We start from the raw sequence: 25,475 nt of genomic DNA, 5'->3' as shown, positions 1-25,475 counted from the left end.
CCATCAGCTCTCTTCTGTTTAGTTATTTTATAGAGGTGAACATCATGAGCATTGTTGTTCAAAAGTTTGGAGGAACGTCTGTCCGTGATGAACAAGGCAGAAGACATGCGTACGAACATATAAAGGAAGCCTTGTCTGAGAAAAAAAAAGTGGTCGTCGTCGTATCAGCGATGGGGAGAAAAGGAGATCCGTACGCAACAGATACGCTGATCAGCCTTGTGGAAGGCGGGATCGACACCATTTCCAAACGTGAACAGGATATGTTGCTGTCCTGCGGAGAAATCATCTCTTCTGTCGTATTTACTAGCATGCTAAAAGGGAAAGGAATAAAAGCGGCAGCTTTAAGCGGAGCGCAGGCAGGTTTTTTGACGACAAATGAACATACAAATGCTAAAATATTAGAATTGAAATGTGATCGCCTGCTCGGGCTTCTAGAAACAAATGATGTCGTTGTTGTCGCAGGCTTTCAAGGAGCACAAGCAAATGGAGATGTGACGACAATTGGGCGCGGCGGCAGTGACACTTCAGCAACAGCACTTGGAGCAGCTTTAAAAGCAGAATATGTAGACATTTTTACAGATGTGGAAGGAGTTATGACAGCGGATCCTCGTATTGTTAAGGATGCAAAGCCCCTTTCATTTGTGACGTATACGGAAATTTGCAATTTGGCCTATCAAGGAGCAAAGGTGATTCATCCGCGTGCGGTTGAAATCGCTATGCAAGCCAAAATCCCGATTCGCATTCGTTCCACTTATTCTAAATCGAAAGGAACGATCATCACTTCTCACCATCAGGACAAACTAGGTGCGGACATAAAAGAACGTTTAATTACTGGAATTGCTCATGTTTCCGATGTCACGCAAATTAAAGTAGATGCAAAAGAAGGGAATTTCCGTTTTCATCAAGAAATTTTTAAAGCGATGGCTACAAGCGGAATTAGCGTCGATTTCTTTAATATTACTCCTAAGAGTGTCATATATACTGTTCATGGGGATGTAACGGATCTTGCTGTTGGAATTTTGAAAGAGATCGGATATGATCCGATGATCACGCGGCATTGTGCAAAAGTCTCAATTGTAGGAGCAGGCATTCAAGGAGTTCCTGGAGTCGCTTCCAAAATCGTTGCTGCTTTATCGGAGGAAGGGATACAAATTTTGCAATCGGCAGACAGCCATACAACAATTTGGGTGCTTGTGAAGGAAAGTGAAATGATTCAAGCAGTTAATGCACTTCATAAAGCGTTTGATCTTGGAAAATAATCGATAAAGGTGTGAGGAACAAGTGGGTATGTTTGGAAGAATTTCAACTGCAATGGTTACCCCGTTTGACAATAACGGGAATATTGATTTTCAAAAAACGGAAAAATTAGTAGAATATTTAATCCATCATGGAACAGATTCAATTGTTGTGGCTGGAACAACGGGTGAATCTCCAACTTTAACAACGGAAGAAAAGCTCGCTTTATTTAAACATGTCGTTTCTGTTGTCAATAAAAGAGTTCCAGTGATTGCAGGGACAGGTACAAACAATACAAGAGCTTCCATAGAACTGACAAAAAAGGCGGAACAAACCGGCGTCGATGCGATTATGCTTGTCACTCCATACTACAACAAACCGAATCAGGAAGGGATTTATCAGCACTTTAAAGCGATAGCAGAAAGCACGCACCTTCCTGTGATGCTTTACAATGTGCCTGGCAGAACATCGTCCTCGATCGCGCCTGAAACGGTTATTCGTCTATCGGAAATTGACAATATCGTTGCGATTAAAGAAGCTAGCGGAGATCTTGATAATATGGCCAAAATTATCGAGAAAACGCCAGATAATTTTGCTTTATACACTGGGGACGACAGCTTAACGCTGCCGACATTATCAATAGGCGGTGATGGCGTTATATCTGTAGCCTCCCATGTTGTAGGAGATGAAATGCAAGAAATGATTCAAGCCTTTTTGTCAGGTGATGTGAAAAAAGCCGGAAGCCTTCATCGAAGACTTCTCCCATTAATGAAAGAACTGTTTAAGGCGCCAAACCCTGTTCCAGTGAAAGCAGCGCTGCAAATAAAAGGTCTGGATGTTGGTCCGGTGCGCTTGCCGTTAGTTCCGTTAACAACAGATGAGCGAACATCATTAGCCGCTGTGATCCATGAATTAGGCTGATCATCGTGATTAGCCTTTTTTTATTTTAAAAATTCCACTCTGCCCCATTCAAAACAGCTGAGTCTAGCGGCTTAATTTTTCGGATAAGTGTGCCTGATATAAATTAACTTGTATTCCATTTCTTTCATCAGGTATAATATTGCTAAGTGCTTTGGACGGGGATATTTAGGGAGGATCACTAACACTTATGAAAAAAGCTGAAAAAATTCAACTTATTGCTTTAGGAGGGGTTGGGGAAGTCGGAAAAAACCTGTACATCGTCGAAATCGACTCGGATATTTTTATTGTGGATGCCGGCTTGAAATATCCTGAAAACGAGATGCTCGGAATTGATGTGGTGATACCGGATATTACATATTTGCTTGAACGTAAAGATAGGGTTCGGGCCATCTTCTTAACAAATGGCAGATTGGATCGGATCGGTGCGATTTTCTACATTTTAAAACATATCAATGCGCCAGTTTACGGAACGAAATGGACAATTGCCTTGACAAAAGAAAGAATGAAGCAATATTCTGTTACCGCTGATTTTCGCGAAGTGAATATGCGAAAGCCTGTACATTTTCCTCAAGTGACTGTTTCTTTTTTTCGCACATTCTCAAATATTCCTGATTCTATGGGAGTTTGTTTCCATACGTCAATGGGAGCGATCGTGCATACAGGCGATTTTAAATTAGAGCAATCCTCGATCGGAAGTCATTTTCTTGATTTTGGTAAAATGGCGGAAATCGGTAATAGCGGTGTTCTTTGTTTGCTTTCCGACAGTATCAATGCAGAAAGACCCGGCTTTTCTGGTTCCGAAGCTCTTGCCGGAGAAATGATCAACGATGTTATGTATAATTCGCCTGGAAGAGTTGTTGTATCTGTAGCAGAGACGAATATTTACCGAATTCAGCAAATTTTCAATGCCGCAGTTGAGACTGGAAGAAAAATAGCAATTATAGGGAAATCGTTTGCCAAAATTATTGAGCTTGCAAGACAATTACGGTATTTAAAGGCTGACGATGATTTGTTTATTCCGGTGTCGCATTTAAAAAAGCTTGAAAAACAAAACTCTGTTCTACTATGTGCAAGCGATTCATTCGATCCGCTTGCGGAAATTTCAAAAATGGCCAAAGGCATTCACAAGCAACATCATATAACTTCCGATGATACGGTTTTAATTGCTCAGACCCCAACACCCGGACAAGAACTTATTTATTCGAAAACGATTGATTTGCTGTTTCGAGCAGGAGCCAATGTTGTTTCGATTGATAAAAAAGCGTTTTTTTCTGGTCATGGCTGCCAAGAAGAGCTGAAGCTTATGCTACATTTAATGAAACCAAAATACTTTATTCCCGTTCATGGTGAATTTAAAATGCAAATAGCGCATGCTAAAATTGCGCAATCGATCGGAATACGCGAAGAAAACATTTTTTTGCTCGATCAAGGAGATGTGGTTGAATTCACCCCTAAATCTGCCAAAACGGTTACAAAAGTACCTTCTGGAAATGTACTAATTGACGGGCTTGGTGTAGGAGATGTTGGAAATATCGTGCTAAGAGACCGGCGTTTGTTATCTCAGGACGGCATTTTAATTGTTGTTGTTACGTTAAACAAAGAGATGAAAAAAATTGTCGCTGGTCCTGAAATTATATCAAGAGGGTTTGTGTATGTTCGTGAGTCTGAAAGTTTAATTTCCAAAGCTACGAAAATGGTGCATGACACACTGTCGTCTTGTATGGAAGATGTTTCAATGGATTGGTCAACAATGAAACAAAACATTCGCGACGTCTTGAATCAATTTTTATATGAGCAAACGAAGCGCCGCCCGATGATTTTGCCAATTATTATGGAGGTTTAGACAAAAAGCAGGCCGACGAAGCCTGCTTTTTTCACATTTTTAAAACGGTTTCCTGGCCGCATGAAAAAATGGATTCCGTTCATACTAACATCATAACGGTAAGAAGAAAGGATGATTGGGATGAACGGAAATGCTGATCAACCGACTGTTCAGCCAGTGGAAAAGGGAAGCGAAAATGTAGTTGACAAAATTCAGCAGTTAGGACAAACAAACATTCCGCAAATGGATCAGGAAACAAACATTCATTGTTTGACCATTATCGGTCAAATTGAAGGACATATACAGCTCCCTGCTCAAAATAAAACAACGAAATATGAACATATCATTCCGCAAATTGTGGCGATCGAACAAAATATGAAAATAGAAGGACTGCTCGTCATTTTAAATACTGTCGGCGGCGATGTTGAAGCAGGACTTGCGATCGCTGAAATGCTTGCTTCGCTTACGAAACCGACTGTATCCATCGTTCTTGGCGGCGGACATTCTATCGGTGTGCCCATCGCTGTGTCATGCGATTATTCATTTATTGCGGAAACGGCTACGATGACGATTCACCCGATAAGGTTAACCGGTTTGGTCATTGGTGTTCCGCAAACGTTTGAATATCTTGATAAAATGCAGGAGCGGGTTATTAGTTTTGTAACAAAGCATTCCAATATTACAGAAGATAAATTTAAAGAGCTGATGTTTTCAAAAGGAAATTTAACAAGGGATATTGGAACAAATGTTATCGGTCAAGATGCGGTTAAGTACGGCTTGATCGATGAAATAGGCGGTGTAGGAAGCGCGATGAAAAAATTGAACGAGCTTATTTTGGAAAGAAAGAATGGAAAAGGAGGGGACATCCTTCAATGATTTTATACACGACTGTTCCTGAAGAGCTCATTTTTCCATCAGATCAAGAAGCTTTTCAAAAAAGGCACATTATTGAGATGAACGGCATTTCATTATTAATAGAAGAAACGGGAGAAAATCAATGCCAAATCGTCAGAGTGCTTTCAACCAATCCAAACCATTATTTATTGGAATCTGTTTTCCCCGGTCAAAAAGTACCTTTTTTTCGAAGCTAACATTCCTTTTAAAGACAACATCGTTGCTAGCATACCTAAATTCAAGTTTGTATGATATAATATGGACACAAACAGTCGTTCGCAGCCAAATAGTGGCTGCGTTCTTGTTTTACATAATACATAGGTGGGATTAAAGTGGCAAAAGTGAAAAGGAAACGAAAAAAGAGAAAAACGGATTGGCAAAATAAACTAAAATTTGAAATAGCGGGACTTCTGCTATTATCATTGTCGATAATCGCTTTAAGCGAATTTGGATTTGCTGGCAAAGCGCTTGTCGCCTTTTTTCGGTTCTTCGCTGGAGAATGGTTTATTATCTTTTTGCTAGGATTATTATGGTTTTCCATATATATATTTTGGAAAAAGACATTCCCTCATTTTTTAACGAGAAGATGGCTCGGGATCTATCTTATAGTTGGCTCAATTTTAATTCTCAGCCATATGAAGCTGTTTGAAAATTTGTCAAAGGGAGGAGTTTTTGCTTCTCCAAGCGTTATATTGAATACTTGGGAGATGTATTTAAAGGAATTAAACGGGGAGGCAAGCGCTCAAGATCTTGGAGGAGGAATGATCGGCGCCGTTTTTTTTGCTGCATCATACTATTTATTTTCTTCAGGGGGCACCCGAATTATTTCCATTGTCTTGATCATAATTGGTTGCATCTTAATTTCCGGAAAATCACTCGGAAACAGCCTCTCCAAAATTGTTGAGTCCATCGGCCGGATTTTCAAAAAACAATTTTTTGCCTTTGTGGATGATATGAAGAACTTATTTTCCTTAGTAAAAAAACAAAAGAAAAAGCAAAAGAAGCATCGCTCCAATAAGGTTCAGGCTGAAGACGATCAAGAACAAGAAGATGAACATTTAGAAGAAAATACATCTGAACCGATTATTTCCAGTTTTACAGACCATCCAGAAATCGTGACAAATGATAAAAAAGAGCCCGAAAATAATTTAAAGCAGGAACAAATTACGCTTGAAGAAAAGGATGAGCCGATCGCCTTTCAGGAGATAGAAAACAAAGATTATAAATTGCCTCCGATTGATTTGCTGTCTCTTCCAAAATACAGCGGTCAGCATGCCGATAAGCGGAATATTTACGATAATGCGAGAAAACTAGAGCGCACTTTCCAAAGCTTTGGAGTGAAGGCAAAGGTTACCCAAGTACATTTAGGGCCTGCTGTAACAAAATATGAAGTGTACCCGGATGTCGGGGTGAAGGTAAGCAAAATTGTCAGTTTAAGCGATGACCTGGCGCTGGCTTTAGCAGCAAAAGATATTCGGATTGAAGCGCCGATTCCGGGAAAGTCTGCAATTGGAATTGAGGTGCCGAATTCAGAAATTGCGATGGTGTCATTGCGCGAGGTGCTGGAATCCAAAATGAACGATCGCCCTGATTCCAAGCTGCTGATCGGTTTAGGACGTGATATAACTGGAGAAGCGGTGCTGGCTGAACTGAACAAAATGCCGCATCTGCTTGTCGCAGGTGCAACAGGCAGCGGAAAAAGCGTCTGCATTAACGGGATTATTACAAGCATTTTGATGAGGGCGAAGCCTCATGAAGTGAAAATGATGATGATCGATCCAAAAATGGTCGAATTAAGTGTTTACAATGGGATTCCGCATCTATTGGCACCTGTTGTGACAAATCCGAAAAAAGCGTCGCTCGCATTGCAAAAAGTAGTTAATGAAATGGAAAGAAGATACGAGCTGTTTTCACATACTGGAACGCGCAATATTGAAGGATATAATGAAATGATCAGAAGGCAAAATTCGCTTTCAAAAGAGAAGCAGCCTGAGCTTCCTTTTATTGTCGTCATCGTGGATGAGCTCGCTGATTTAATGATGGTGGCTTCTTCTGATGTAGAAGATTCGATTACACGCTTGTCACAAATGGCCCGTGCTGCTGGCATTCATTTAATTATTGCGACTCAACGTCCGTCTGTTGATGTAATTACAGGAGTCATAAAAGCCAATATTCCATCGAGAATTGCCTTTAGTGTGTCCTCCCAAACCGATTCACGCACTATTTTGGATATGGGGGGAGCTGAGAAGCTGCTCGGAAGAGGAGATATGTTGTTTTTGCCAGTCGGATCATCAAAGCCGATTCGTGTTCAAGGAGCGTTTTTATCAGATGAAGAAGTGGAAAAAGTCGTGAATTACGTCATTTCACAACAAAAGGCGCAATATCAAGAAGAAATGATTCCGAACGAAGATTCCGAGGATCATGGAGATGTTGATGATGAATTATATAATGAAGCGGTTCAACTAGTTGTGGACATGCAAAGTGCAAGTGTATCCATGCTGCAAAGAAGATTTAGAATCGGCTACTCAAGAGCTGCGAGATTAATTGACGCCATGGAAGAGAGAGGGGTAGTCGGACCTTATGAGGGAAGCAAGCCGCGCCAAGTGTTGATTTCTAAAGAAGAGCTGGAGGAACGTTTGTCATAAAAATTTTCGTGTTTTTCATGCAAAAATATTTTAATAACGGGCATACTAAAACTACATTTACTAGAAAGTGAGAGATCGATGGATGGCAAAAGATGCGAAACGTAAAAAAGCAAAAAGCAGTTTGAGCAGCGCCCAAGAAGTCACTTATTCGAGAGCGTTTAAAATGGCTGACAGAGCGGGAGGCTTTTCAGAAAAACATGAAAGCCATTAAAGCATAAAAATGCCAATTATAAAATGCTCCGAACATGTCACCCTAATGGATAGGACATGTTGTGAAAGCAACTGTCTACACCCTCTTTGCGGAGGTGCGCAAAATGGGAAGAGCACATAAGCAAAAAGCGCGTGATAAAAACAAAGCTAAGCTGCCGCAAGTGCCAAAAAATTTGAAGTCAGACGGCAAAAGTATTGAATTTTCAAGAGAACTTGCCGACAAGGACGATCTTCAAGCATTGGCTCGCTCTGCTGCAGCGGACAAAAGGCAACAGAAAAGAACATAAAGGTTGTTTCAAAAGCTGTGCCTGAAAAATAATGATGAAAGACAACAGAATTCATTTTCTGTTGTCTTTTTAAGTATATGGTATTTTTTTACTTAAAATTGAACAATAAACTGAAACACACAAAAAAGTATTGGGCAACGATCAATAGTGTGTTTTCTCCGAGAATCTGCTAAAGACTTTTTAATTCCTGCATGTTATCGTATAGTATACCCATATTTTATACATAAGAAGGATGTCATAACTCAGCCGATCTGGCTAGAGACATCCCTGCTTTTTGTTAAATAATTAACAGTAATATAATTATGTAAACTTTAAATAATAATTCATTTCGTTATGATTTCCTTCAATATCCTATGATTGATATAATTACTAATAACGTGTTTTTTCATGATTGGAAACAATAACATATAGAAAGCTTTCAGGCTTAGGAGGGATAGAATGGGTTTTTTACAAGAACAAGTAAGCGAAATAAACGGGATTCAGCTGCATACCGTTTCATCAAATGCTTTTAAAACAAATTCACTCATTTTAAGGTTAAAGGCGCCGCTATCGGAAAAGGATGTAACCATTCGAGCTTTGCTTCCCCATGTTTTGCAAAGAGGTACAGCATCCTACCCATCCACAACTGAATTAAGGAAATATTTGGATGATTTGTACGGTGCAACACTGCAAGTCGATTTAGCCAAAAAGGGAGAAAACCATATCATTACGTTCCGGATGGAAATCCCGAATGAAAAATTTTTAAAAGATAAGACACCTTTATTGGAAAAAGGGATCGAATTGTTGTCCGAAGTACTTCTTTCGCCTCCTCTGCAAGAAGGGGTGTTCAATCAAAGCATTATCGAACAAGAAAAGCGGACATTAAAACAGCGCATTCAAGCGGTTTATGACGATAAAATGCGTTATGCGAATTTACGTTTAATCCAAGAAATGTGCAAAACTGAGCCGTACCGTCTGCATGTCAACGGAGAGAAAGAGCATATCGATCAAATTTCTCCTCAACAGCTGACGGATTATTATACAAACATGCTGCAGCATGATGAAGTCGATTTATTTGTGATCGGGGATATTGAAAACGAACAAGTGGCTGATATTGTCAGGAAATATTTCCGTTTAACAAAATCCAATCAACAAGCTAGGGCTGAAAGTGTTGAAAAAAAAATTGAGAAGGTTAACGAAGTTATCGAAGAACAAGACATTACCCAAGGGAAATTGAACATCGGGTACCGCACGCACACAACATATAGTGATCATGATTATTACGCATTGCAAGTGTTTAACGGCATTTTTGGGGGATTTCCGCATTCGAAGCTGTTTCTAAACGTTCGCGAAAAGAACAGTCTTGCTTATTATGCTTCCTCGAGAGTGGAAAGCCATAAAGGCTTGTTAATGGTGATGTCAGGAATTGAAATGAAGAACTACGAACGCGCTCTCACGATTATTCATGAACAAATGGAAGCGATGAAAAAGGGAGATTTTACAGATAAAGAATTGGAACAAACGAAAGCGGTGATCAAAAATCAGTTGCTGGAAACAATCGATACCCCTTACGGAATGACGGAAGTGCTGTACCACAATGTTGTTGCGAAAACAAACCGAACTATTGAAGAATGGATCGAAGGGGTAGAAAAGGTCCAAAAAGACGAAATCGTCCAGCTTGCTGAAAAAATTCAACTGGATACGGTTTATTTTTTGAAAGGGGGCGGATCTTTATGATAAAAGAAATTACATTCGATCAACTGAAAGAAACGTATTATTATAAGAAAATGGAAAATGGATTAGATGTTTATGTCCTTCCAAAACAAGGGATTCATAAAACGTATGCGACATTCACCACTAAATACGGTTCTATTGACAATAAATTCGTTCCAATTGGCAAAGAGGAAATCGTTCACGTCCCGGATGGCATTGCTCACTTTTTGGAACATAAGCTTTTTGAAAAAAAGGATGGGGACGTATTTCAACAGTTTAGTGAACAAGGGGCATCGGCCAATGCATTTACATCCTTCACGAGAACGGCATATCTTTTTTCCAGCACGGCAAATGTTGAAAAAAATTTAGAAACGTTAGTAGATTTTGTCCAAAGTCCTTATTTTACTGACCAATCCGTTGAAAAAGAAAAAGGCATTATAGGTCAAGAAATCAACATGTACCAAGACAATCCTGATTGGCGGCTTTATTTTGGACTCATCCAAAACATGTATGAAAGCCATCCAGTACGGATTGACATTGCCGGCACAATTGATTCGATAAATCAAATTACAAAAGAGCAGCTTTATGAATGCTACGAAACGTTTTACCATCCCAGCAACATGCTCCTGTTTGTGATCGGGCCTGTTCAACCGGAAAAAATTATCAAGCAAGTGGAAGAGAATCAGGCAAAAAAAGATTTTAAAAAGCCAACCAATATTGTTCGTGAACAAGTACATGAAAGAGATGAAGTGTTTAAAACGAGTGAAAAAATTTATATGAATGTCAAGTCGTCGAAATGCTTAGTCGGCTTAAAGGCAAAACATCCTTTCCGAAAAGGGGAAGAGCTGCTTACGCATGAGCTTTCCATGAATTTAATTTTAGAAATGCTTTTTGGCAAAAGCTCAAAGCTTTATTTGGAATTGTATGAAAAAGGGCTCATTGATGATACGTTCAGCTTCGATTATACAGAGGAGTACAGCTTCGGTTTTGCTATGGTCGGCGGCGATACCGACCGGCCGGATGAGCTGAGTGAATATATAAAAGAAGCTCTTATGAAAAGCAAGCAATCGTTATTTACCGATGAGCAGCTGGAAGCCGCCAAAAAGAAAAAAATCGGCTCTTTTTTAAGGGCTTTTAATTCTCCTGAATTTATCGCCAATCAATTTACCCGGTATCAATTTAACGAAATGAATCTGTTCGATGTTGTGCAAGCTTTAGAAAATGTAAACATGGACACGATTGAAGCAGTTTTAAAAGAAGCGATTGATGAAGATTATTTAACAGTTTTCCAAGTTTTGCCGAAATCATAATATTGCGGAGGGGAAATCTTGAAAACAGCGTTAGTAACTGGAGCCAGCGGAGGAATCGGAAAAGCGGTTGTAGAAAAATTGGCTCAGGAAGGATATCAAATTTATGCTCAATACTTTCGAAACATTGAACCGTTAAAAGAAGCAATGAAGTTATATGATCAGATCATTCCAGTTTATGCGGATTTGTCATCGGAAAGCGGGACGGAACAATTACTTGAAAACATTCCAACTTCTATAGATGCTCTTATTTTTGCTAACGGTATTTCCCACTACGGACTGATTCAAGATGTTTTGATGGAAGATTATCAAAAAATTATACAGCTTCATCTCACGTCGCCTTTTTTTATTACTCAAAAAGTAGTCAGTGGAATGATAAGAAAACAAAAAGGAAGCATTCTTTTCATCTCCTCTATATGGGGGCAGACAGGAGCCAGCTGTGAAGCTTTGTATTCCATGGCAAAAGGGGGGCAAATTTCCTTTGTGAAAGCACTAGCGAAGGAATTAGCGCCTTCCAATATTCGCGTCAACGCCGTTGCGCCAGGCATGATCGATACAAGTATGAATGATCGATTCTCTCCTGAAGAATTGGAAGATATTAAAAACAGCATCCCCCTTGAAAGAAATGGAAAGCCTGAAGAAGTCGCGAATGTTGTTTTATTCCTTATTAGCGAGCAAGCTTCCTACATTACAGGTCAGGTGATTGCTGTCAATGGAGGATGGTACTGCTGATTCCCTCTCCCGTATAAAAACTGCATGATCAAGGGAAAATAAAAATTGATTAAACGATAAAGGAGGGGAACATATGTCAGTATTGGAAAATTGGAATCAATGGAAAGATTTTTTGGCGGATCGCCTCCAGCAAGCAGAAAGCGGCGGATTGTCCCAAGAGGTTATTTCCAATTTAGCGTATGAAATCGGTGATTATTTAGCAAAGCAAGTGGAGCCGAAAAACCCTGAAGAAAAAATTCTTCACGATCTGTGGAGTGTCGCTTCAAAAGAGGAGCAACATGCAATCGCCAACATGATGGTGAAACTTGTTCAAAATGACAGCGTCCATTAGGATGTTTTTCATTTATTACTGTCAAGTTAGGGCACTTGGTGAAATGACCAAGATGCCCTTTATTTTTTCCTTGCAATTATCCTTTCTTCTTTATCTAAAATGATTTATTATAAATTTATAGGTGTGTTATTTGGGGGTCTTTGAAGGTGGAAAAAACTGAATGGTATTTAGAATATAAAATTCAAAAAAACCGGCCGGGGCTGCTGGGAGATGTTTCGTCTTTGCTCGGTATGCTGAACATTAATATCGTTACGATTAACGGCGTTGATGATATGCGCCGCGGGATGCTTCTGCGCTGCGAAACGATTGAACAAATTAAAAGGCTTGAATCTATTCTGAATACGATGGACAACATAACAGTGACAAAATTGCGGCAGCCTAAGCTGAGAGATCGTCTTGCTGTCCGTCATGGCTTTTATATTCAACGGGATGCAGATGATAAAAAGACGTTCCGTTTTGTTCGCGATGAGCTTGGTATTCTTGTTGATTTTATGGCCGAGCTCTTTAAACAAGACGGTCATAAATTAATCGGCATACGCGGAATGCCGCGTGTCGGAAAAACAGAATCGATCGTAGCGGCGAGCGTCTGTGCGAATAAAAGATGGCTTTTTCTCTCTTCAACCATGCTGAAGCAAACTGTCCGGGAAAGGCTGATTGCTGATGAATACCGGACAGATAACGTGTTTATTTTAGATGGAATCGTCACGATGAAAAGAGGCTCTGAACAGCATTTGCAATTAGTTCGGGAAGTGATGCAGCTTCCGGCAACGAAAGTCGTGGAGCATCCAGATATTTTCGTTCAGAGCTCCGAATATACTTTGGATGATTTCGACTACATTATTGAACTTAGACATCACCCTGATGAAGAAATTACGTATGACGTTGTAGAAAATAATCATCAGCCGTTTGGCCACTCAATTTATAATGGATTTGATTTTTAGAAAGGTGGGTACGTTTTGAGCGAGTTAGGTAACCATCTGAGACAAGCTAGGCTGGAAAAAAACATTTCACTCGATGACTTGCAGGAAATAACTAAAATTCAAAAGCGCTATTTAATCGGCATTGAGGAAGGAAACTACTCGATCATGCCGGGGAATTTTTATGTGCGTGCGTTTATTAAACAATACGCGGAAGCGGTTGACCTTGATCCGGATGTTTTATTTGAACAGTATAAAAATGAAATACCAAGTACATATGATGAGATACCTGAGAAATTGTCCCGCGTTCAAACGCATAAAGAGCTTCCAAAGCCGGCTTCCAAATTTTTAGAGCTGTTGCCGAAGCTTGCCGTCATCGCTGTTATTATTTTGGTGGCGATTATCGTTTGGGTGCTTTCCCAGCGTGGAAGCACAGATGAAGGCGTTCAGACGGAGGACGATACAAAATCCGTCAAAATAGAAACCTCTGGCGTGGAGCCTGAGAAAAAAGAGCAAAATAATATTGTCGATGAAAAAGACCGTTCGGTTGAAGAAACAGAACAAGAGGAGAAAAAAGATGAGAACGCCGAAAATGAAACGAAGCAAACATTGACGGTAAAAGAAGTAAGAGGGAAAGAAACCGTATATGAATTGTCCAATGCGGACAAATTGGTGATCGATATTTCAACCAATGGGAATTCGTGGATAGAAGTGAAGAACGGAAAAGGAAAATCGTTTTTTGCAGGAATGATGCGACAAAATGAGCAGAAAACGGTTGATGTAACAGCGGAAGAAGAAGCAAAAATCGTTGTAGGCGATGCTCGATTTACGACCATTCAAGTGAATGGAGAAGCCGTTTCTTATGAAACGGACCCGAATAAAATGGTTCGGCAGGATATTATCATTTTAAATAACAAGAATGAATAAGTCATCGTATGAGATGGCTTATTCTTTCTTACTTTATGCTAGTGGAGGTACAAAATGAATTTGCCAAATCGAATTACTGTATCAAGAATTATGCTAATTCCAATATTTATGATTGTGATGCTGGGCGATTTTAATTGGGGAAATTGGTCGGTCGGTGAAGAAGTCATCCCTGTCAAACATGTCGTTGGCGCCCTCATTTTTATTTTAGCTTCGACGACCGATTGGATTGATGGATATTATGCACGCAAGCTTGGACTTGTGACAAATTTAGGAAAGTTTTTAGATCCTCTTGCCGATAAATTGCTCGTTTCTTCAGCTCTCATCATATTGGTGGAAATAGGTGCTGCTCCGTCTTGGATTGTCATTCTGATCATCAGCCGTGAATTTGCCGTAACCGGATTGCGTTTAGTTCTGGCTGGTGAAGGAGAAGTCGTAGCAGCTAACATGCTCGGCAAAATAAAAACATGGACACAGATCGTGGCTATTTCCGCTTTGCTTTTACATAATATACCTTTTGAATGGATTTCGTTTCCATTTGCAGACATTGCTTTGTGGGTTGCGCTCTTTTTTACCATTTTATCTGGATGGGACTATTTCATGAAAAATAAACACGCGTTTGTCAATTCGAAATAACCATGTGGAGGATATTGTATGAATGTGAATGCTGAAATTATTGCTGTCGGTTCAGAACTGTTGCTTGGACAGATCGCCAACACAAACGCCCAATTTATATCAAAAAAGCTTGCCGAAATAGGTGTTAATGTTTTTTATCATACGGTCGTTGGAGACAATGCTGAAAGGCTCAAGCATACGATCGAAACGGCAAAAAAACGGTCGAATTGCATCATTTTTACCGGCGGGCTCGGCCCGACAAAAGATGATTTGACGAAAGAAACGATTGCACGTATTTTGAATAAACGCCTCGTGATCGACGAGGCGGCGATGAAAAACATTGAGGATTTTTTTAAACGGACGAAACGGACAATGTCGGAAAACAATCGGAAACAAGCATTAGTTTTGGAAGGTTCTACTGTTTTGCCAAATCATTACGGAATGGCGCCAGGAATGGCGTTAGAGGCGAACGGAATTACATATTTGCTAATGCCGGGCGTTCCGAAAGAAATGAAGCCGATGTTTATCAACTACGGTGTGCCGTTTTTGCAATATCATTACGGGTTAAAAGAAAAAATCATATCGCGTGTACTTCGTTTCTTTGGCATCGGCGAATCTCAGCTTGAAACAGATATAGAGGATCTGATTGATCAGCAAACAAATCCGACCATCGCGCCGCTGGCAAAAGACGGCGAAGTAACATTGCGCCTGACAGCAAAACATGAAGATGAGTCGACTGCGCTGAAGCTGATTGACGAAACAGAAAAAAAGATTTTAAGCCGTGTTGGCCGATATTTTTATGGACACGGTGAAACTTCGATCCAAGAGCAGCTTATGAAGCTTCTAAAAGAAAAGCAATATACTATTTCGGCTGCAGAAAGTTTGACGGGCGGTCTTTTTTCCGAACAGCTGACCCATTTTCCAGGCGCTTCGAATATTGTGCTTGGAGGAATTGTCTGCTATACAAACGAAGTGAAGCAGCATGTTCTTGGCGTGTCGGAAGAAACGTTGAAAACAAAAGGAGCCGTTAGCTCTGAATGTGCGAAAGAAATGGCGGAAAATATAAAAAAATTGACCGGCAGCAATATCGGCATCAGCTTTACGGGAGTGGCAGGACCTGATCCTTCTGAAGGAAAAGAAGTTGGGACTGTCTATATCGGTATTCAAATCGACGATCGGCCGACGGCAGTCTTTGAGCTTCATCTTTCCGGTACTCGGGAAGGGATCAGGCACAGAACGGCAAATTATGGCTGCTACTATGTAATGAATGTAATAAAGGAAATGGAAAACCGGTTATGAGCGTCTTCATCCGGTTTTTTAATTTTTATATAATGAAAATTAAAAAACGAATAAATGTTCCCTTTTTTCTTGGCAAACAGGAAAAAACACGGTATATTTATTTTGAAGCTATCAATTTTTTAAGGAGGAAATTGTATTGAATCATGATCGTCAAGCTGCCTTGGAAATGGCGTTAAAACAGATTGAAAAACAATTCGGAAAAGGTTCGATAATGAAGCTTGGAGAACAAGCTGAGCGAAAAGTTTCAACAGTTCCAAGCGGATCGCTGGCATTGGATGCAGCTCTTGGCGTCGGCGGATATCCTCGAGGTCGGATTATTGAAATATATGGACCGGAAAGCTCCGGTAAAACGACAGTGGCCCTTCATGCCATTGCTGAAGTTCAAGCTCTAGGCGGGCAAGCAGCGTTCATCGATGCGGAACATGCGCTCGACCCTGTCTATGCGCAAAATTTAGGTGTTAATATTGATGAACTGCTTTTGTCGCAGCCCGATACCGGCGAGCAGGCTCTTGAGATTGCAGAAGCTCTCGTTCGCAGCGGTGCAGTCGACATCATTGTCATTGACTCGGTCGCAGCACTCGTCCCAAAAGCGGAAATTGAAGGCGAAATGGGCGATGCGCATGTCGGATTGCAGGCGCGTCTTATGTCACAAGCGCTTCGGAAGCTTTCAGGAGCCATTAGCAAGTCGAAAACCATTGCGATTTTTATTAATCAAATAAGGGAAAAAGTGGGCGTCATGTTCGGAAATCCCGAGACAACTCCAGGGGGACGCGCGCTGAAATTTTACTCATCTGTCCGCCTTGAAGTGCGCAGAGCTGAACAGCTGAAACAAGGAAATGATATGGTAGGAAACAAAACGAAAATTAAAGTTGTCAAAAACAAAGTAGCGCCTCCTTTTAGAACGGCAGAAGTTGATATCATGTACGGGGAAGGGATTTCAAAAGAAGGAGAAATCATCGACCTGGGAACGGAATTGGATATTATACAAAAAAGCGGTTCGTGGTATTCTTACCAAGAGGAGCGTTTAGGACAGGGAAGAGAAAATGCAAAGCAATTTTTGCGCGAAAATCCGGATATTCGCGATGCCATTCAGCAAGAAATTCGCAAGGCATATGGCCTTGAAACGAATGAACCTGTGCAAGAGGGGCAGGAAACGTTCGAGCTTTTGGATGAATAATGTACGCACATCTTAGCGTAAGGCTGGCGGAGTAGCCGGTCTTATTTTTTTGATCAAAAAAAGCCCCATCCTTTGTTCGACAAGATGAAAACTTGACAAGGGTTATTCCCACATTTAAAATGGATATGTATATTTTTTCATTTTTGCAATATATTTAACATATTTTTTTGGAAAATGTTATTGGGAGAGTAAATGTGTAATGCCGACACTTTCTTTGTGACAAGTTCATAGCAAGAGGAGGTGAAAGAATGGAACTCATTGAAATCATCTCCATTTTGCTTGGCCTAATCGTCGGTGCAGTTGTTGGTTATTTTGTTCGAAAATCCATTGCTGAAGCGAAAATAGCGGGTGCAAAAAACGCCGCGGAACAAATTCTTGAAGATGCTAAGCGTGAAGCTGAAGCAACGAAAAAAGAAGCGCTTCTGGAAGCAAAGGATGAAATTCATAAGCTTCGTTTGGAAGTAGAAAAAGAAATTCGCGAAAGAAGAAATGAACTTCAAAAACAAGAAAACCGTTTAATGCAAAAAGAGGAGAATCTCGATCGAAAAGATGAATCATTAGATAAGCGTGAGGCGATGCTAGATAAAAAAGAAGATTCTCTAAATGAAAGACAACAGCATATTGAAGAGATGGAAAGCAAAGTGGAAAAGATGGTGCAAGAAGGACAAATAGAGCTTGAACGCATTTCGGGTTTATCGCGTGAAGAGGCGAAACAAATCATCCTTGAACGAGTGGAAAAGGAACTTTCTCATGATATTGCTGTAATGGTGAAAGAAGCAGAAACAAAGGCGAAAGAAGAAGCAGACAAAAAAGCAAAGGCAATTCTTTCCCTTGCTATACAGCGCTGTGCAGCAGATCATGTGGCTGAAACGACCGTTTCTGTTGTGAATTTGCCAAATGACGAAATGAAAGGGAGAATTATCGGCAGAGAAGGAAGAAATATCCGCACTCTTGAAACGTTGACAGGGATCGACCTCATCATCGACGATACACCGGAAGCGGTTATTTTATCAGGATTTGATCCGATTCGCCGTGAAACAGCAAGAATTGCGCTTGACAAGCTTGTTCAAGACGGGCGCATTCATCCAGCGCGAATTGAAGAAATGGTGGAAAAATCGCGGCGGGAAGTGGACGAGCATATTAGGGAAATCGGAGAACAAACGACATTTGAAGTTGGCGTTCACGGTCTTCATCCGGATTTGATCAAAATTTTAGGCAGATTGAAATTTCGAACGAGCTATGGCCAGAACGTGCTGAAGCATTCAATAGAGGTTGCCTTTTTAACCGGATTGATGGCTGCCGAATTAGGTGAGGATCAAATCCTTGCAAGACGTGCAGGGCTTCTGCACGACATCGGAAAAGCCATTGACCACGAAGTAGAAGGAAGCCATGTTGAAATCGGCGTGGAGCTGGCAACGAAGTATAAAGAACACCCGGTTGTCATCAACAGCATTGCTTCCCATCATGGGGATGAAGAACCGACATCGGTAATTGCGGTTTTAGTTGCAGCGGCTGATGCTTTATCGGCAGCACGGCCGGGTGCCCGCAGTGAAACGCTTGAAAATTATATTCGCAGGCTTGAAAAATTGGAGGAAATTTCCGAGTCGTTTGAAGGTGTGGAAAAATCGTACGCCATTCAAGCAGGCCGCGAAGTTCGCATCATGGTAAAACCGGATGCAATAGATGATTTAGAAGCTCATCGATTAGCAAGAGATATTCGCAAGCGGATCGAAGAAGAGCTTGACTACCCTGGACATATTAAAGTGACCGTCATTAGGGAAACTCGTGCGGTTGAATATGCCAAATAAAGTGGTACATGAAAATGTGCCGCTTTATTTTTTTTTCAATTTATGCAAAACTATATAATAAACATTTAGAAAGGAATTCATCATGAAAGTTTTATTTGTAGGCGATGTGGTAGGAGCAAAAGGGAGAGAAATGGTTGAACAATATTTGCCGAAGCTGAAGAAAAAATATAATCCTGAAGTAACAATTGTCAATGGTGAAAATTCTGCACATGGCAAAGGAATAACTATGAAAATTTACCAGAAGCTTCTTTCATTGGGAGTTCAGGCAGTGACAATGGGCAACCATACTTGGGATAAAAAAGAAATTTTTGAATTTATCGATGAAGCAAAAGCGTTGGTTCGACCGGCTAACTTTCCTGAAGGCACACCAGGAAAAGGAATCGTGTACGTGGAAGCGGATGGAAAAGAGCTTGCAGTCATAAACCTCCAGGGAAGAACATTTTTGCCGGCAATCGATTGCCCTTTTCGGAAAGCGGATGAATTGATTCAAGAAGCGAAGAAAAGAACTCCATATATTTTTGTTGATTTTCATGCGGAAGCAACGAGCGAAAAACAAGCGATGGGCTGGTATTTGGATGGGAAAGTTTCCGCAGTGGTTGGCACTCATACACACGTTCAAACTGCCGATGAAAGAATTTTAGATAAAGGAACGGCATTTATTACCGATGTCGGGATGACAGGACCATATGACGGTATTTTAGGAGTTGACAGGGAAGCAGTATTAAAAAAATTTTTAACGAATCTCCCTGTTCGGTTTGAAATCAATGAAGGCAGAGGACAATTAAATGCCGTATTAGTGGAAATTGAGGAAGGAACCGGCAAAGCGAAATCGATCAAACGAATATTAATCAATGATGATCACGTTTATTTTGAATAAATTAAATAAAAAAAAATTAAAAATAAGCAGGAATACTGCCAAACTTTAGGGAATATAGTAACTATGGGATGGAACCAATTGTTCAAGAGGTGATGGGTCTTTTGAACAATGCATCTAACAGCATTTGTTCCAATAAATTTTCACGAACCATTGTAAAAAATGAAGGGGGAACTAGGAAATGGAAATATTAAAAGTTTCAGCAAAATCTAATCCGAATTCTGTCGCCGGAGCGCTAGCAGGGGTGCTGAGGGAGCGTGGAGCCGCCGAAATTCAAGCGATTGGAGCTGGAGCATTGAATCAAGCTGTAAAAGCGGTAGCGATAGCAAGAGGATTTGTAGCTCCGAGCGGTGTTGACTTAATTTGTATTCCGGCATTTACAGATATTCAAATAGACGGTGAAGAACGAACAGCCATTAAATTGATTGTTGAGCCGAGATAACATGTTTAAATAAATTAGCTAAACAGTCTGCACTCCTTTTCGGTTGCAGACTGTTTTTTGCTTAAAATGTTGATAATATTTATCGGTTTTATTATAATTTCATTATACAGAAATAAAGAATGGTGAATATTTAAAATTTTTTGTCATTACAAGCATTTAAACTTGTAATTTTGATTATTTAGGGATAAAATTGAAATCGTTTAGGATTATCCCAAAAATTTTAAGGTATGGTGGTTTTGCTGCCAGAACAAGGTTATTATGGCTAAAAATAGCATAATTCATCATCATAGACTTTTCGGCAAGGCAGTGGGCCTCTAAAATACCGGAAATGATAAAGATATTTTAGATCCAAAGGAGTGTAACATAGAAATGGTAAACCAACTCTCATGGAAAGTCGGTGGGCAGCAAGGAGAAGGAATCGAAAGTACAGGAGAAGTCTTTGCAATTACGCTCAACCGGCTTGGTTATTACCTATATGGATACCGCCACTTTTCTTCACGAATTAAAGGGGGACATACAAACAATAAAATTCGTGTCAGCACGAAGAAAGTTCGAACGATAAGCGATGATTTAGATATTCTTGTTGCTTTTGACCAAGAAACGATCGATTTTAATTTTCACGAATTGCGGGACGGCGGAGTTATTCTTGCCGATGCAAAGTTTGGACCGAAAATCCCTGAAGGAAGCAATGTTTCCTTATATTCAGTACCTTTTACGGAAATCGCTTCAGAGCTGGGAACATCTTTAATGAAGAACATGGTTGCAATCGGTGCAACAAGCGCAATTTTGAATCTTGACCCGTCATTATTTCAGGAAGTTGTACAAGACACTTACGGAAGAAAAGGCGAACAAGTCGTCTTAAACAACATGGAGGCGATTAGAAAAGGCGCCCAATATTTAAAAGAAGAATTAGGGTTTGACCGTTCAGATCTTTATTTGGAAAAAGCTGATGGTCAAAAGCGGATGTTCATGATTGGAAACGACGCCATCGCTCTAGGTGCGATTGCCGCTGGTGCACGCTTTATGGCTGCCTATCCGATTACTCCCGCTTCGGAAATTATGGAATATTTGATTAAAAAGCTTCCAGATTTAGGAGGAGCTGTCATTCAGACGGAAGACGAAATCGCTGCAGCCACAATGGCGATTGGAGCCAACTATGCTGGCGCTAGGGCATTTACTTCCTCTGCTGGTCCTGGTTTATCATTAATGATGGAATCGATCGGTCTGTCAGGCATGACGGAAACTCCGCTAGTCATAGTTGATACACAGCGCGGTGGTCCGAGCACTGGACTTCCAACTAAGCAGGAGCAATCGGATTTAATGGCTATGATTTACGGAACACATGGAGAGATACCAAAAATTGTTATTGCACCGAGCACGGTGGAAGAAGCATTTTATGATACGGTTGAGGCGTTTAACTTAGCGGAAGAGTACCAATGCCCTGTGATTGTACTTTCTGATTTGCAGCTTTCTCTTGGTAAGCAAACGGTTGAACCTCTTTCCTATGAATCTATCCAAATTCGGCGCGGAAAACTATTAAATGAAGAATTAGTTCCGGAAGCAGGCAATCAAGGGTATTTCAAACGCTATGAAATAACAGAAGACGGTATATCGCCGCGAGTGATTCCTGGAATGAAAAACGGCATCCACCATGTGACAGGTGTTGAGCACGATGAAACCGGAAAACCTTCGGAAGCTGCCGCAAACAGAAAGGCGCAAATGGAAAAACGGCTTCGCAAATTAGAACAAATAGAGTTCAACAATAAAGTTCATAAAAATGACAAGCATGAAGAGCCGGATATTTTGTTCATCGGCTACATTTCGACAAGAGGGGCCATTGAGGAAGCGATGGAACGTCTAGAAGAAGACGGAGTGAAAGTGAACCATGCGCATATCCGTCTCATTCATCCATTCCCGAAAGAGGAAATTCGCCCGCTCATTGAAAAGGCTAAACAAGTCATCGTTGTGGAGCATAATGCAACAGGACAATTAGCAAATCTTATAAAAATGAATGTCGGATTTGCTGACAAAATTCAATCTCTATTAAAATATGACGGAAACCCGTTCCTGCCGAATGAAATTTATACGCAAAGCAAGGAGTTCACAAAACAAGGAGTGTTGTTCTAAATGGCCACTTTTAAAGATTTTCGCAACAATGTCAAACCGAATTGGTGTCCGGGTTGCGGCGATTTCTCGGTTCAAGCAGCTATACAGAGGGCAGCGGCTAATGTCGGTTTGGAACCGCATCAGCTTGCAGTCATTTCCGGAATTGGATGCTCAGGAAGGATTTCAGGTTATATATATTCTTACGGCTTCCATGGAATTCACGGTCGTGCGCTGCCGATCGCACAAGGTGTAAAAATGGCGAACCAAGATTTAACGGTCATAGCAGCTGGCGGTGACGGCGATGGGTTTGCTATTGGTACGGCGCATACCATTCATTCGATGAGAAGAAATATCGACATTACGTATATTGTGATGGACAACCAAATTTACGGGTTAACAAAAGGACAAACGTCCCCAAGAAGTGATGTCGGTTTTAAAACAAAAAGCACCCCGCAAGGTTCAATTGAATCTCCGCTGTCCGTAATGGAATTGGCGTTAACAGCAGGTGCTACGTTTGTTGCGCAAAGCTTTTCGACAGATTTAAAAGATTTAACTTCCTTGATCGAACAAGCAATTCAGCATAAAGGCTTTTCCTTTATCAACGTGTTCAGTCCTTGCGTTACTTATAACAAAGTGAACACATACGACTGGTTTAAAGAGAATTTAACAAAGCTGAAAGATATTGAAGGATATGATCCTTCTGACAAAAAACTTGCGATGCAAACGTTAATGGAATATAACGGTCTTGTAACAGGTCTTATTTATCAAAATAAAGAACAAAAACCATATGAAGAGCTTGTTCCAGGATTCGGCGAAGTGCCGCTTGCAAAAGCTGAACTGAAACTTAGCAAAGAAAAATTTGACGAATTAGTAGCAGAGTTTATGTAGGAGAGGGGTTCCCCTCTCTCTTTTTTTGATTTCAATTGTTAAAGGAAGAAATCTACTTTTAGCTTATTTCTAGAAATCTTGTATCGAAAATTTTTAAAAAAAGTGTCTTTATTATAAAATAATGGTGCAATATTGTGTTCTGCTACTTAACACGATATACTATAAAACAGTGTACACTTTTAAACATGAAGGAGTAATGCGCCATGAATGAAAAACAACGATTAGCAACCACGCTGGTTAATCCTTCGGACAAAAAATCCGAGAAGGATTACAGTAAGTATTTCGAGCGTGTTTACATTCCGCCTTCTTTAAAAGATGCGAAAAAGCGCGGAAAAGAAGAAGTGAAATACCATAAAGATTTTGTCATTCCTGAACATTTAAAAGGAATGGGAGAAGGCAGAAAGTTTTATATTCGCACATACGGATGTCAAATGAATGAACATGATACGGAAGTGATGGCCGGTATTTTTATGCAGCTCGGATATAAGCCGACTGACAGCACAGAAGATGCTGATGTTATTTTGTTAAACACATGTGCGATCAGGGAAAACGCTGAAAACAAAGTATTTGGGGAAATTGGGCATTTGAAGCCGCTCAAAATGGAAAAGCCGGATCTTATCTTAGGTGTTTGCGGCTGCATGTCCCAAGAAGAATCTGTTGTCAACAAAATTTTAAAGCAGTACCAATATGTTGATTTAATTTTTGGAACACACAACATTCACCGCCTTCCGCATTTGTTGAATGAAGCGTACATGTCGAAGGAAATGGTCGTGGAGGTTTGGTCAAAAGAAGGCGATGTGATTGAAAACCTTCCGAAAGTCCGGAAAGGAAATATTAAAGCTTGGGTCAATATTATGTACGGCTGCGACAAATTTTGCACGTATTGCATTGTTCCGTACACTCGAGGCAAAGAACGGAGCCGCAGACCGGAGGATATTATTCAAGAAGTTCGCCACCTTGCAGCGCAAGGGTATAAAGAAATCACGTTACTTGGTCAAAACGTAAATGCCTACGGGAAAGATTTTGACGATATCAAATACGGCCTAGGCGATTTAATGGACGAGCTTCGAAAAATCGATATCGCCAGAATTCGTTTTACCACAAGTCACCCGAAAGATTTTGACGACCGTTTAATTGAAGTTTTGGCCAAAGGCGGCAACCTTGTCGATCATATCCATCTTCCGGTGCAGTCAGGCAGCTCGGAAATATTGAAATTGATGGCACGCAAATATACGCGCGAACAGTATTTAGAATTAGTGCAAAAAATTAAAAAGGCGATTCCAAACGTTTCGTTAACGACTGATATCATTGTCGGCTTTCCAAATGAGACGGATGAGCAGTTTGAAGAAACACTCTCCCTCTATCGCGAAGTCGGCTTTGACAGTGCCTATACGTTCATTTATTCGCCTCGGGAAGGAACGCCTGCTGCTAAAATGAAAGATAATGTCCCGATGGAAGTGAAAAAAGAACGGCTGCAGCGATTAAATGCATTAGTCAACGAAATTTCCGCCCAAAAAATGAAAGAATATGAAGGCAAAGTCGTTGAGGTATTAGTTGAAGGCGAGAGCAAAAACAATCCTGACATTTTGGCAGGGTATACGAGAAAAAATAAACTAGTTAACTTTAAAGGTCCGAAATCGGCGATTGGTCAGCTTGTAAAAGTAAAAATTACAAAAGCCAAAACCTGGACTCTTGATGGAGAAATGGTGGAAGAGCAAATTGGGGTGACATTGTAATGGCGTATACGAAAGACGATATTTTAGAAAAGGCAAAAGAACTGGCGCAAATGATAGCCGAAACAGAGCAAGTTGACTTCTTTAAAAAAGCGGAAGAACAAATTAACGAAAATCAAAAAGTTCGGGAAATGATTGCCAGCATTAAAAGCCTGCAAAAACAAGCCGTCAATTTTCAGCATTTCGGAAAGCATGAAGCTCTCAAACAAGTGGAGGAGAAAATTGACAGCCTGTATGAAGAATTAGATCAAATTCCGATCGTCCAGCAATTTAAAGAATCGCAAATTGAAGTTAACGATCTTCTTCAATTAGTAGCGAATACAATTTCAAACCATGTGACAAATGAAATTATTCGCTCAACTGGCGGCAATCTGTTAACGGGTGAAACAGGCGCCCAAATTCGGAATAAACATGGATCTTGCCATTAATCGTATTAAGGTTTTCAGGCTATTTTTGAAAAAATAAAAACCGTTTGAGCTTATGAACAATTGGTTTTTCTATGATTTCGGCCAATCCTCCCTCATTTTGTTTAAAGACGCGTCAGCGTCTTTTTTAATTTTTGGTACATATTTTCTGGCTCATGCATAGAATGAACTAGAAGGATTTATGAAAATA

The 25,475-nt window shown here is 40.4% G+C and carries 24 protein-coding genes; all 24 read left to right on the top strand.

Annotated elements, in window-relative coordinates:
- The first annotated feature begins 44 nt into the window (after positions 1 to 44).
- The 24 genes from dapG (at position 45) to ACVIJU_RS11550 (ending at position 25,288) form a co-directional block, all read left to right on the top strand.
- Complete coding sequence (gene dapG, locus ACVIJU_RS11665) at positions 45 to 1,259, top strand: aspartate kinase (RefSeq protein WP_063386717.1); 1,215 nt, start codon at positions 45 to 47, stop codon at positions 1,257 to 1,259.
- A gap of 22 nt (positions 1,260 to 1,281) precedes the next feature.
- Entirely contained in the window at positions 1,282 to 2,157 is an 876-nt protein-coding gene (gene dapA / locus ACVIJU_RS11660) for a 4-hydroxy-tetrahydrodipicolinate synthase (RefSeq protein WP_094246018.1), read from the top strand.
- A 187-nt stretch (positions 2,158 to 2,344) separates the two neighbouring features.
- Entirely contained in the window at positions 2,345 to 4,000 is a 1,656-nt protein-coding gene (locus ACVIJU_RS11655; RefSeq protein ID WP_063386718.1) for a ribonuclease J, read from the top strand.
- A gap of 120 nt (positions 4,001 to 4,120) precedes the next feature.
- Positions 4,121 to 4,855 (top strand): ClpP family protease, encoded by a 735-nt coding sequence (locus ACVIJU_RS11650; RefSeq protein ID WP_066246454.1) that lies wholly within the window; start codon positions 4,121 to 4,123, stop codon positions 4,853 to 4,855.
- On the top strand, positions 4,852 to 5,070 hold the full coding sequence (locus ACVIJU_RS11645) for a YlzJ-like family protein (RefSeq protein WP_066246452.1): 219 nt from the start codon (positions 4,852 to 4,854) through the stop codon (positions 5,068 to 5,070). The genes ACVIJU_RS11650 and ACVIJU_RS11645 overlap by 4 nt, the downstream gene beginning before the upstream one ends.
- 135 nt (positions 5,071 to 5,205) lie before the next feature.
- Positions 5,206 to 7,518 carry a DNA translocase FtsK gene (locus ACVIJU_RS11640; RefSeq protein WP_144597757.1) on the top strand — a complete coding sequence of 771 codons (2,313 nt, stop codon included), beginning with the start codon at positions 5,206 to 5,208 and terminating at the stop codon, positions 7,516 to 7,518.
- Between the two features lie 82 nt (positions 7,519 to 7,600).
- Positions 7,601 to 7,729: a YfhE family protein gene (locus ACVIJU_RS11635; protein WP_311066216.1), complete on the top strand. Its 129-nt coding sequence runs from the start codon at positions 7,601 to 7,603 to the stop codon at positions 7,727 to 7,729.
- A gap of 103 nt (positions 7,730 to 7,832) precedes the next feature.
- Positions 7,833 to 8,015, top strand: a complete 183-nt coding sequence (locus ACVIJU_RS11630; protein WP_063386722.1) for a YfhD family protein — start codon at positions 7,833 to 7,835, stop codon at positions 8,013 to 8,015.
- A gap of 438 nt (positions 8,016 to 8,453) precedes the next feature.
- Entirely contained in the window at positions 8,454 to 9,731 is a 1,278-nt protein-coding gene (yfmF, locus tag ACVIJU_RS11625; protein WP_063386723.1) for an EF-P 5-aminopentanol modification-associated protein YfmF, read from the top strand.
- Entirely contained in the window at positions 9,728 to 11,017 is a 1,290-nt protein-coding gene (gene yfmH / locus ACVIJU_RS11620) for an EF-P 5-aminopentanol modification-associated protein YfmH (protein ID WP_063386724.1), read from the top strand. Before yfmF ends, yfmH begins: the two co-directional genes overlap by 4 nt.
- 15 nt (positions 11,018 to 11,032) lie before the next feature.
- Complete coding sequence (ymfI, locus tag ACVIJU_RS11615) at positions 11,033 to 11,746, top strand: elongation factor P 5-aminopentanone reductase (RefSeq protein WP_232515766.1); 714 nt, start codon at positions 11,033 to 11,035, stop codon at positions 11,744 to 11,746.
- Between the two features lie 73 nt (positions 11,747 to 11,819).
- Positions 11,820 to 12,077, top strand: a complete 258-nt coding sequence (locus ACVIJU_RS11610) for a DUF3243 domain-containing protein (protein ID WP_063386726.1) — start codon at positions 11,820 to 11,822, stop codon at positions 12,075 to 12,077.
- A 146-nt stretch (positions 12,078 to 12,223) separates the two neighbouring features.
- On the top strand, positions 12,224 to 13,018 hold the full coding sequence (locus ACVIJU_RS11605; protein ID WP_066246441.1) for a YmfK family protein: 795 nt from the start codon (positions 12,224 to 12,226) through the stop codon (positions 13,016 to 13,018).
- Positions 13,019 to 13,033: 15 nt separating this feature from the next.
- Positions 13,034 to 13,921, top strand: coding sequence for a helix-turn-helix domain-containing protein (locus ACVIJU_RS11600; protein WP_094246010.1), 888 nt, complete (start codon positions 13,034 to 13,036; stop codon positions 13,919 to 13,921).
- A gap of 54 nt (positions 13,922 to 13,975) precedes the next feature.
- Positions 13,976 to 14,554: a CDP-diacylglycerol--glycerol-3-phosphate 3-phosphatidyltransferase gene (gene pgsA, locus ACVIJU_RS11595; protein ID WP_094246009.1), complete on the top strand. Its 579-nt coding sequence runs from the start codon at positions 13,976 to 13,978 to the stop codon at positions 14,552 to 14,554.
- Between the two features lie 24 nt (positions 14,555 to 14,578).
- Positions 14,579 to 15,832, top strand: a complete 1,254-nt coding sequence (locus ACVIJU_RS11590; protein ID WP_094246518.1) for a competence/damage-inducible protein A — start codon at positions 14,579 to 14,581, stop codon at positions 15,830 to 15,832.
- Between the two features lie 136 nt (positions 15,833 to 15,968).
- On the top strand, positions 15,969 to 17,009 hold the full coding sequence (recA, locus tag ACVIJU_RS11585) for a recombinase RecA (RefSeq protein WP_082829319.1): 1,041 nt from the start codon (positions 15,969 to 15,971) through the stop codon (positions 17,007 to 17,009).
- 248 nt (positions 17,010 to 17,257) lie between these two features.
- Positions 17,258 to 18,817 (top strand): ribonuclease Y, encoded by a 1,560-nt coding sequence (gene rny / locus ACVIJU_RS11580; protein WP_063386730.1) that lies wholly within the window; start codon positions 17,258 to 17,260, stop codon positions 18,815 to 18,817.
- 82 nt (positions 18,818 to 18,899) lie between these two features.
- Positions 18,900 to 19,694, top strand: a complete 795-nt coding sequence (locus tag ACVIJU_RS11575; protein WP_063386731.1) for a TIGR00282 family metallophosphoesterase — start codon at positions 18,900 to 18,902, stop codon at positions 19,692 to 19,694.
- A gap of 178 nt (positions 19,695 to 19,872) precedes the next feature.
- Entirely contained in the window at positions 19,873 to 20,133 is a 261-nt protein-coding gene (spoVS, locus tag ACVIJU_RS11570; RefSeq protein ID WP_003181955.1) for a stage V sporulation protein SpoVS, read from the top strand.
- A gap of 369 nt (positions 20,134 to 20,502) precedes the next feature.
- Positions 20,503 to 22,260 carry a 2-oxoacid:acceptor oxidoreductase subunit alpha gene (locus tag ACVIJU_RS11565; protein ID WP_063386732.1) on the top strand — a complete coding sequence of 586 codons (1,758 nt, stop codon included), beginning with the start codon at positions 20,503 to 20,505 and terminating at the stop codon, positions 22,258 to 22,260.
- Positions 22,261 to 23,127 carry a 2-oxoacid:ferredoxin oxidoreductase subunit beta gene (locus tag ACVIJU_RS11560; protein ID WP_063386733.1) on the top strand — a complete coding sequence of 289 codons (867 nt, stop codon included), beginning with the start codon at positions 22,261 to 22,263 and terminating at the stop codon, positions 23,125 to 23,127. It begins immediately after the preceding gene.
- 203 nt (positions 23,128 to 23,330) lie between these two features.
- Complete coding sequence (gene miaB / locus ACVIJU_RS11555) at positions 23,331 to 24,863, top strand: tRNA (N6-isopentenyl adenosine(37)-C2)-methylthiotransferase MiaB (protein WP_063386734.1); 1,533 nt, start codon at positions 23,331 to 23,333, stop codon at positions 24,861 to 24,863.
- Positions 24,863 to 25,288 (top strand): RicAFT regulatory complex protein RicA family protein, encoded by a 426-nt coding sequence (locus tag ACVIJU_RS11550; RefSeq protein ID WP_063386735.1) that lies wholly within the window; start codon positions 24,863 to 24,865, stop codon positions 25,286 to 25,288. Before miaB ends, ACVIJU_RS11550 begins: the two co-directional genes overlap by 1 nt.
- Positions 25,289 to 25,475 lie beyond the last annotated feature (187 nt).

The sequence above is a fragment of the Aeribacillus sp. SP014 genome (assembly GCF_054055575.1).
The sequence above is the reverse complement of the archived record's forward strand: the minus strand, read 5'-3'. Positions and strand labels throughout refer to the sequence as shown.

Coding starts and splice junctions, on each gene's coding strand:
- dapG (WP_063386717.1), top strand. CDS start 45: ATGAGCATTGTTGTTCAAAAGTTTGGAGGAACGTCTGTCCGTGATGAA.
- ACVIJU_RS11655 (WP_063386718.1), top strand. CDS start 2,345: ATGAAAAAAGCTGAAAAAATTCAACTTATTGCTTTAGGAGGGGTTGGG.
- ACVIJU_RS11650 (WP_066246454.1), top strand. CDS start 4,121: ATGAACGGAAATGCTGATCAACCGACTGTTCAGCCAGTGGAAAAGGGA.
- ACVIJU_RS11645 (WP_066246452.1), top strand. CDS start 4,852: ATGATTTTATACACGACTGTTCCTGAAGAGCTCATTTTTCCATCAGAT.
- ACVIJU_RS11635 (WP_311066216.1), top strand. CDS start 7,601: ATGGCAAAAGATGCGAAACGTAAAAAAGCAAAAAGCAGTTTGAGCAGC.
- ACVIJU_RS11630 (WP_063386722.1), top strand. CDS start 7,833: ATGGGAAGAGCACATAAGCAAAAAGCGCGTGATAAAAACAAAGCTAAG.
- yfmF (WP_063386723.1), top strand. CDS start 8,454: ATGGGTTTTTTACAAGAACAAGTAAGCGAAATAAACGGGATTCAGCTG.
- yfmH (WP_063386724.1), top strand. CDS start 9,728: ATGATAAAAGAAATTACATTCGATCAACTGAAAGAAACGTATTATTAT.
- ACVIJU_RS11610 (WP_063386726.1), top strand. CDS start 11,820: ATGTCAGTATTGGAAAATTGGAATCAATGGAAAGATTTTTTGGCGGAT.
- pgsA (WP_094246009.1), top strand. CDS start 13,976: ATGAATTTGCCAAATCGAATTACTGTATCAAGAATTATGCTAATTCCA.
- rny (WP_063386730.1), top strand. CDS start 17,258: ATGGAACTCATTGAAATCATCTCCATTTTGCTTGGCCTAATCGTCGGT.
- ACVIJU_RS11575 (WP_063386731.1), top strand. CDS start 18,900: ATGAAAGTTTTATTTGTAGGCGATGTGGTAGGAGCAAAAGGGAGAGAA.
- spoVS (WP_003181955.1), top strand. CDS start 19,873: ATGGAAATATTAAAAGTTTCAGCAAAATCTAATCCGAATTCTGTCGCC.
- ACVIJU_RS11565 (WP_063386732.1), top strand. CDS start 20,503: ATGGTAAACCAACTCTCATGGAAAGTCGGTGGGCAGCAAGGAGAAGGA.
- ACVIJU_RS11560 (WP_063386733.1), top strand. CDS start 22,261: ATGGCCACTTTTAAAGATTTTCGCAACAATGTCAAACCGAATTGGTGT.
- miaB (WP_063386734.1), top strand. CDS start 23,331: ATGAATGAAAAACAACGATTAGCAACCACGCTGGTTAATCCTTCGGAC.
- ACVIJU_RS11550 (WP_063386735.1), top strand. CDS start 24,863: ATGGCGTATACGAAAGACGATATTTTAGAAAAGGCAAAAGAACTGGCG.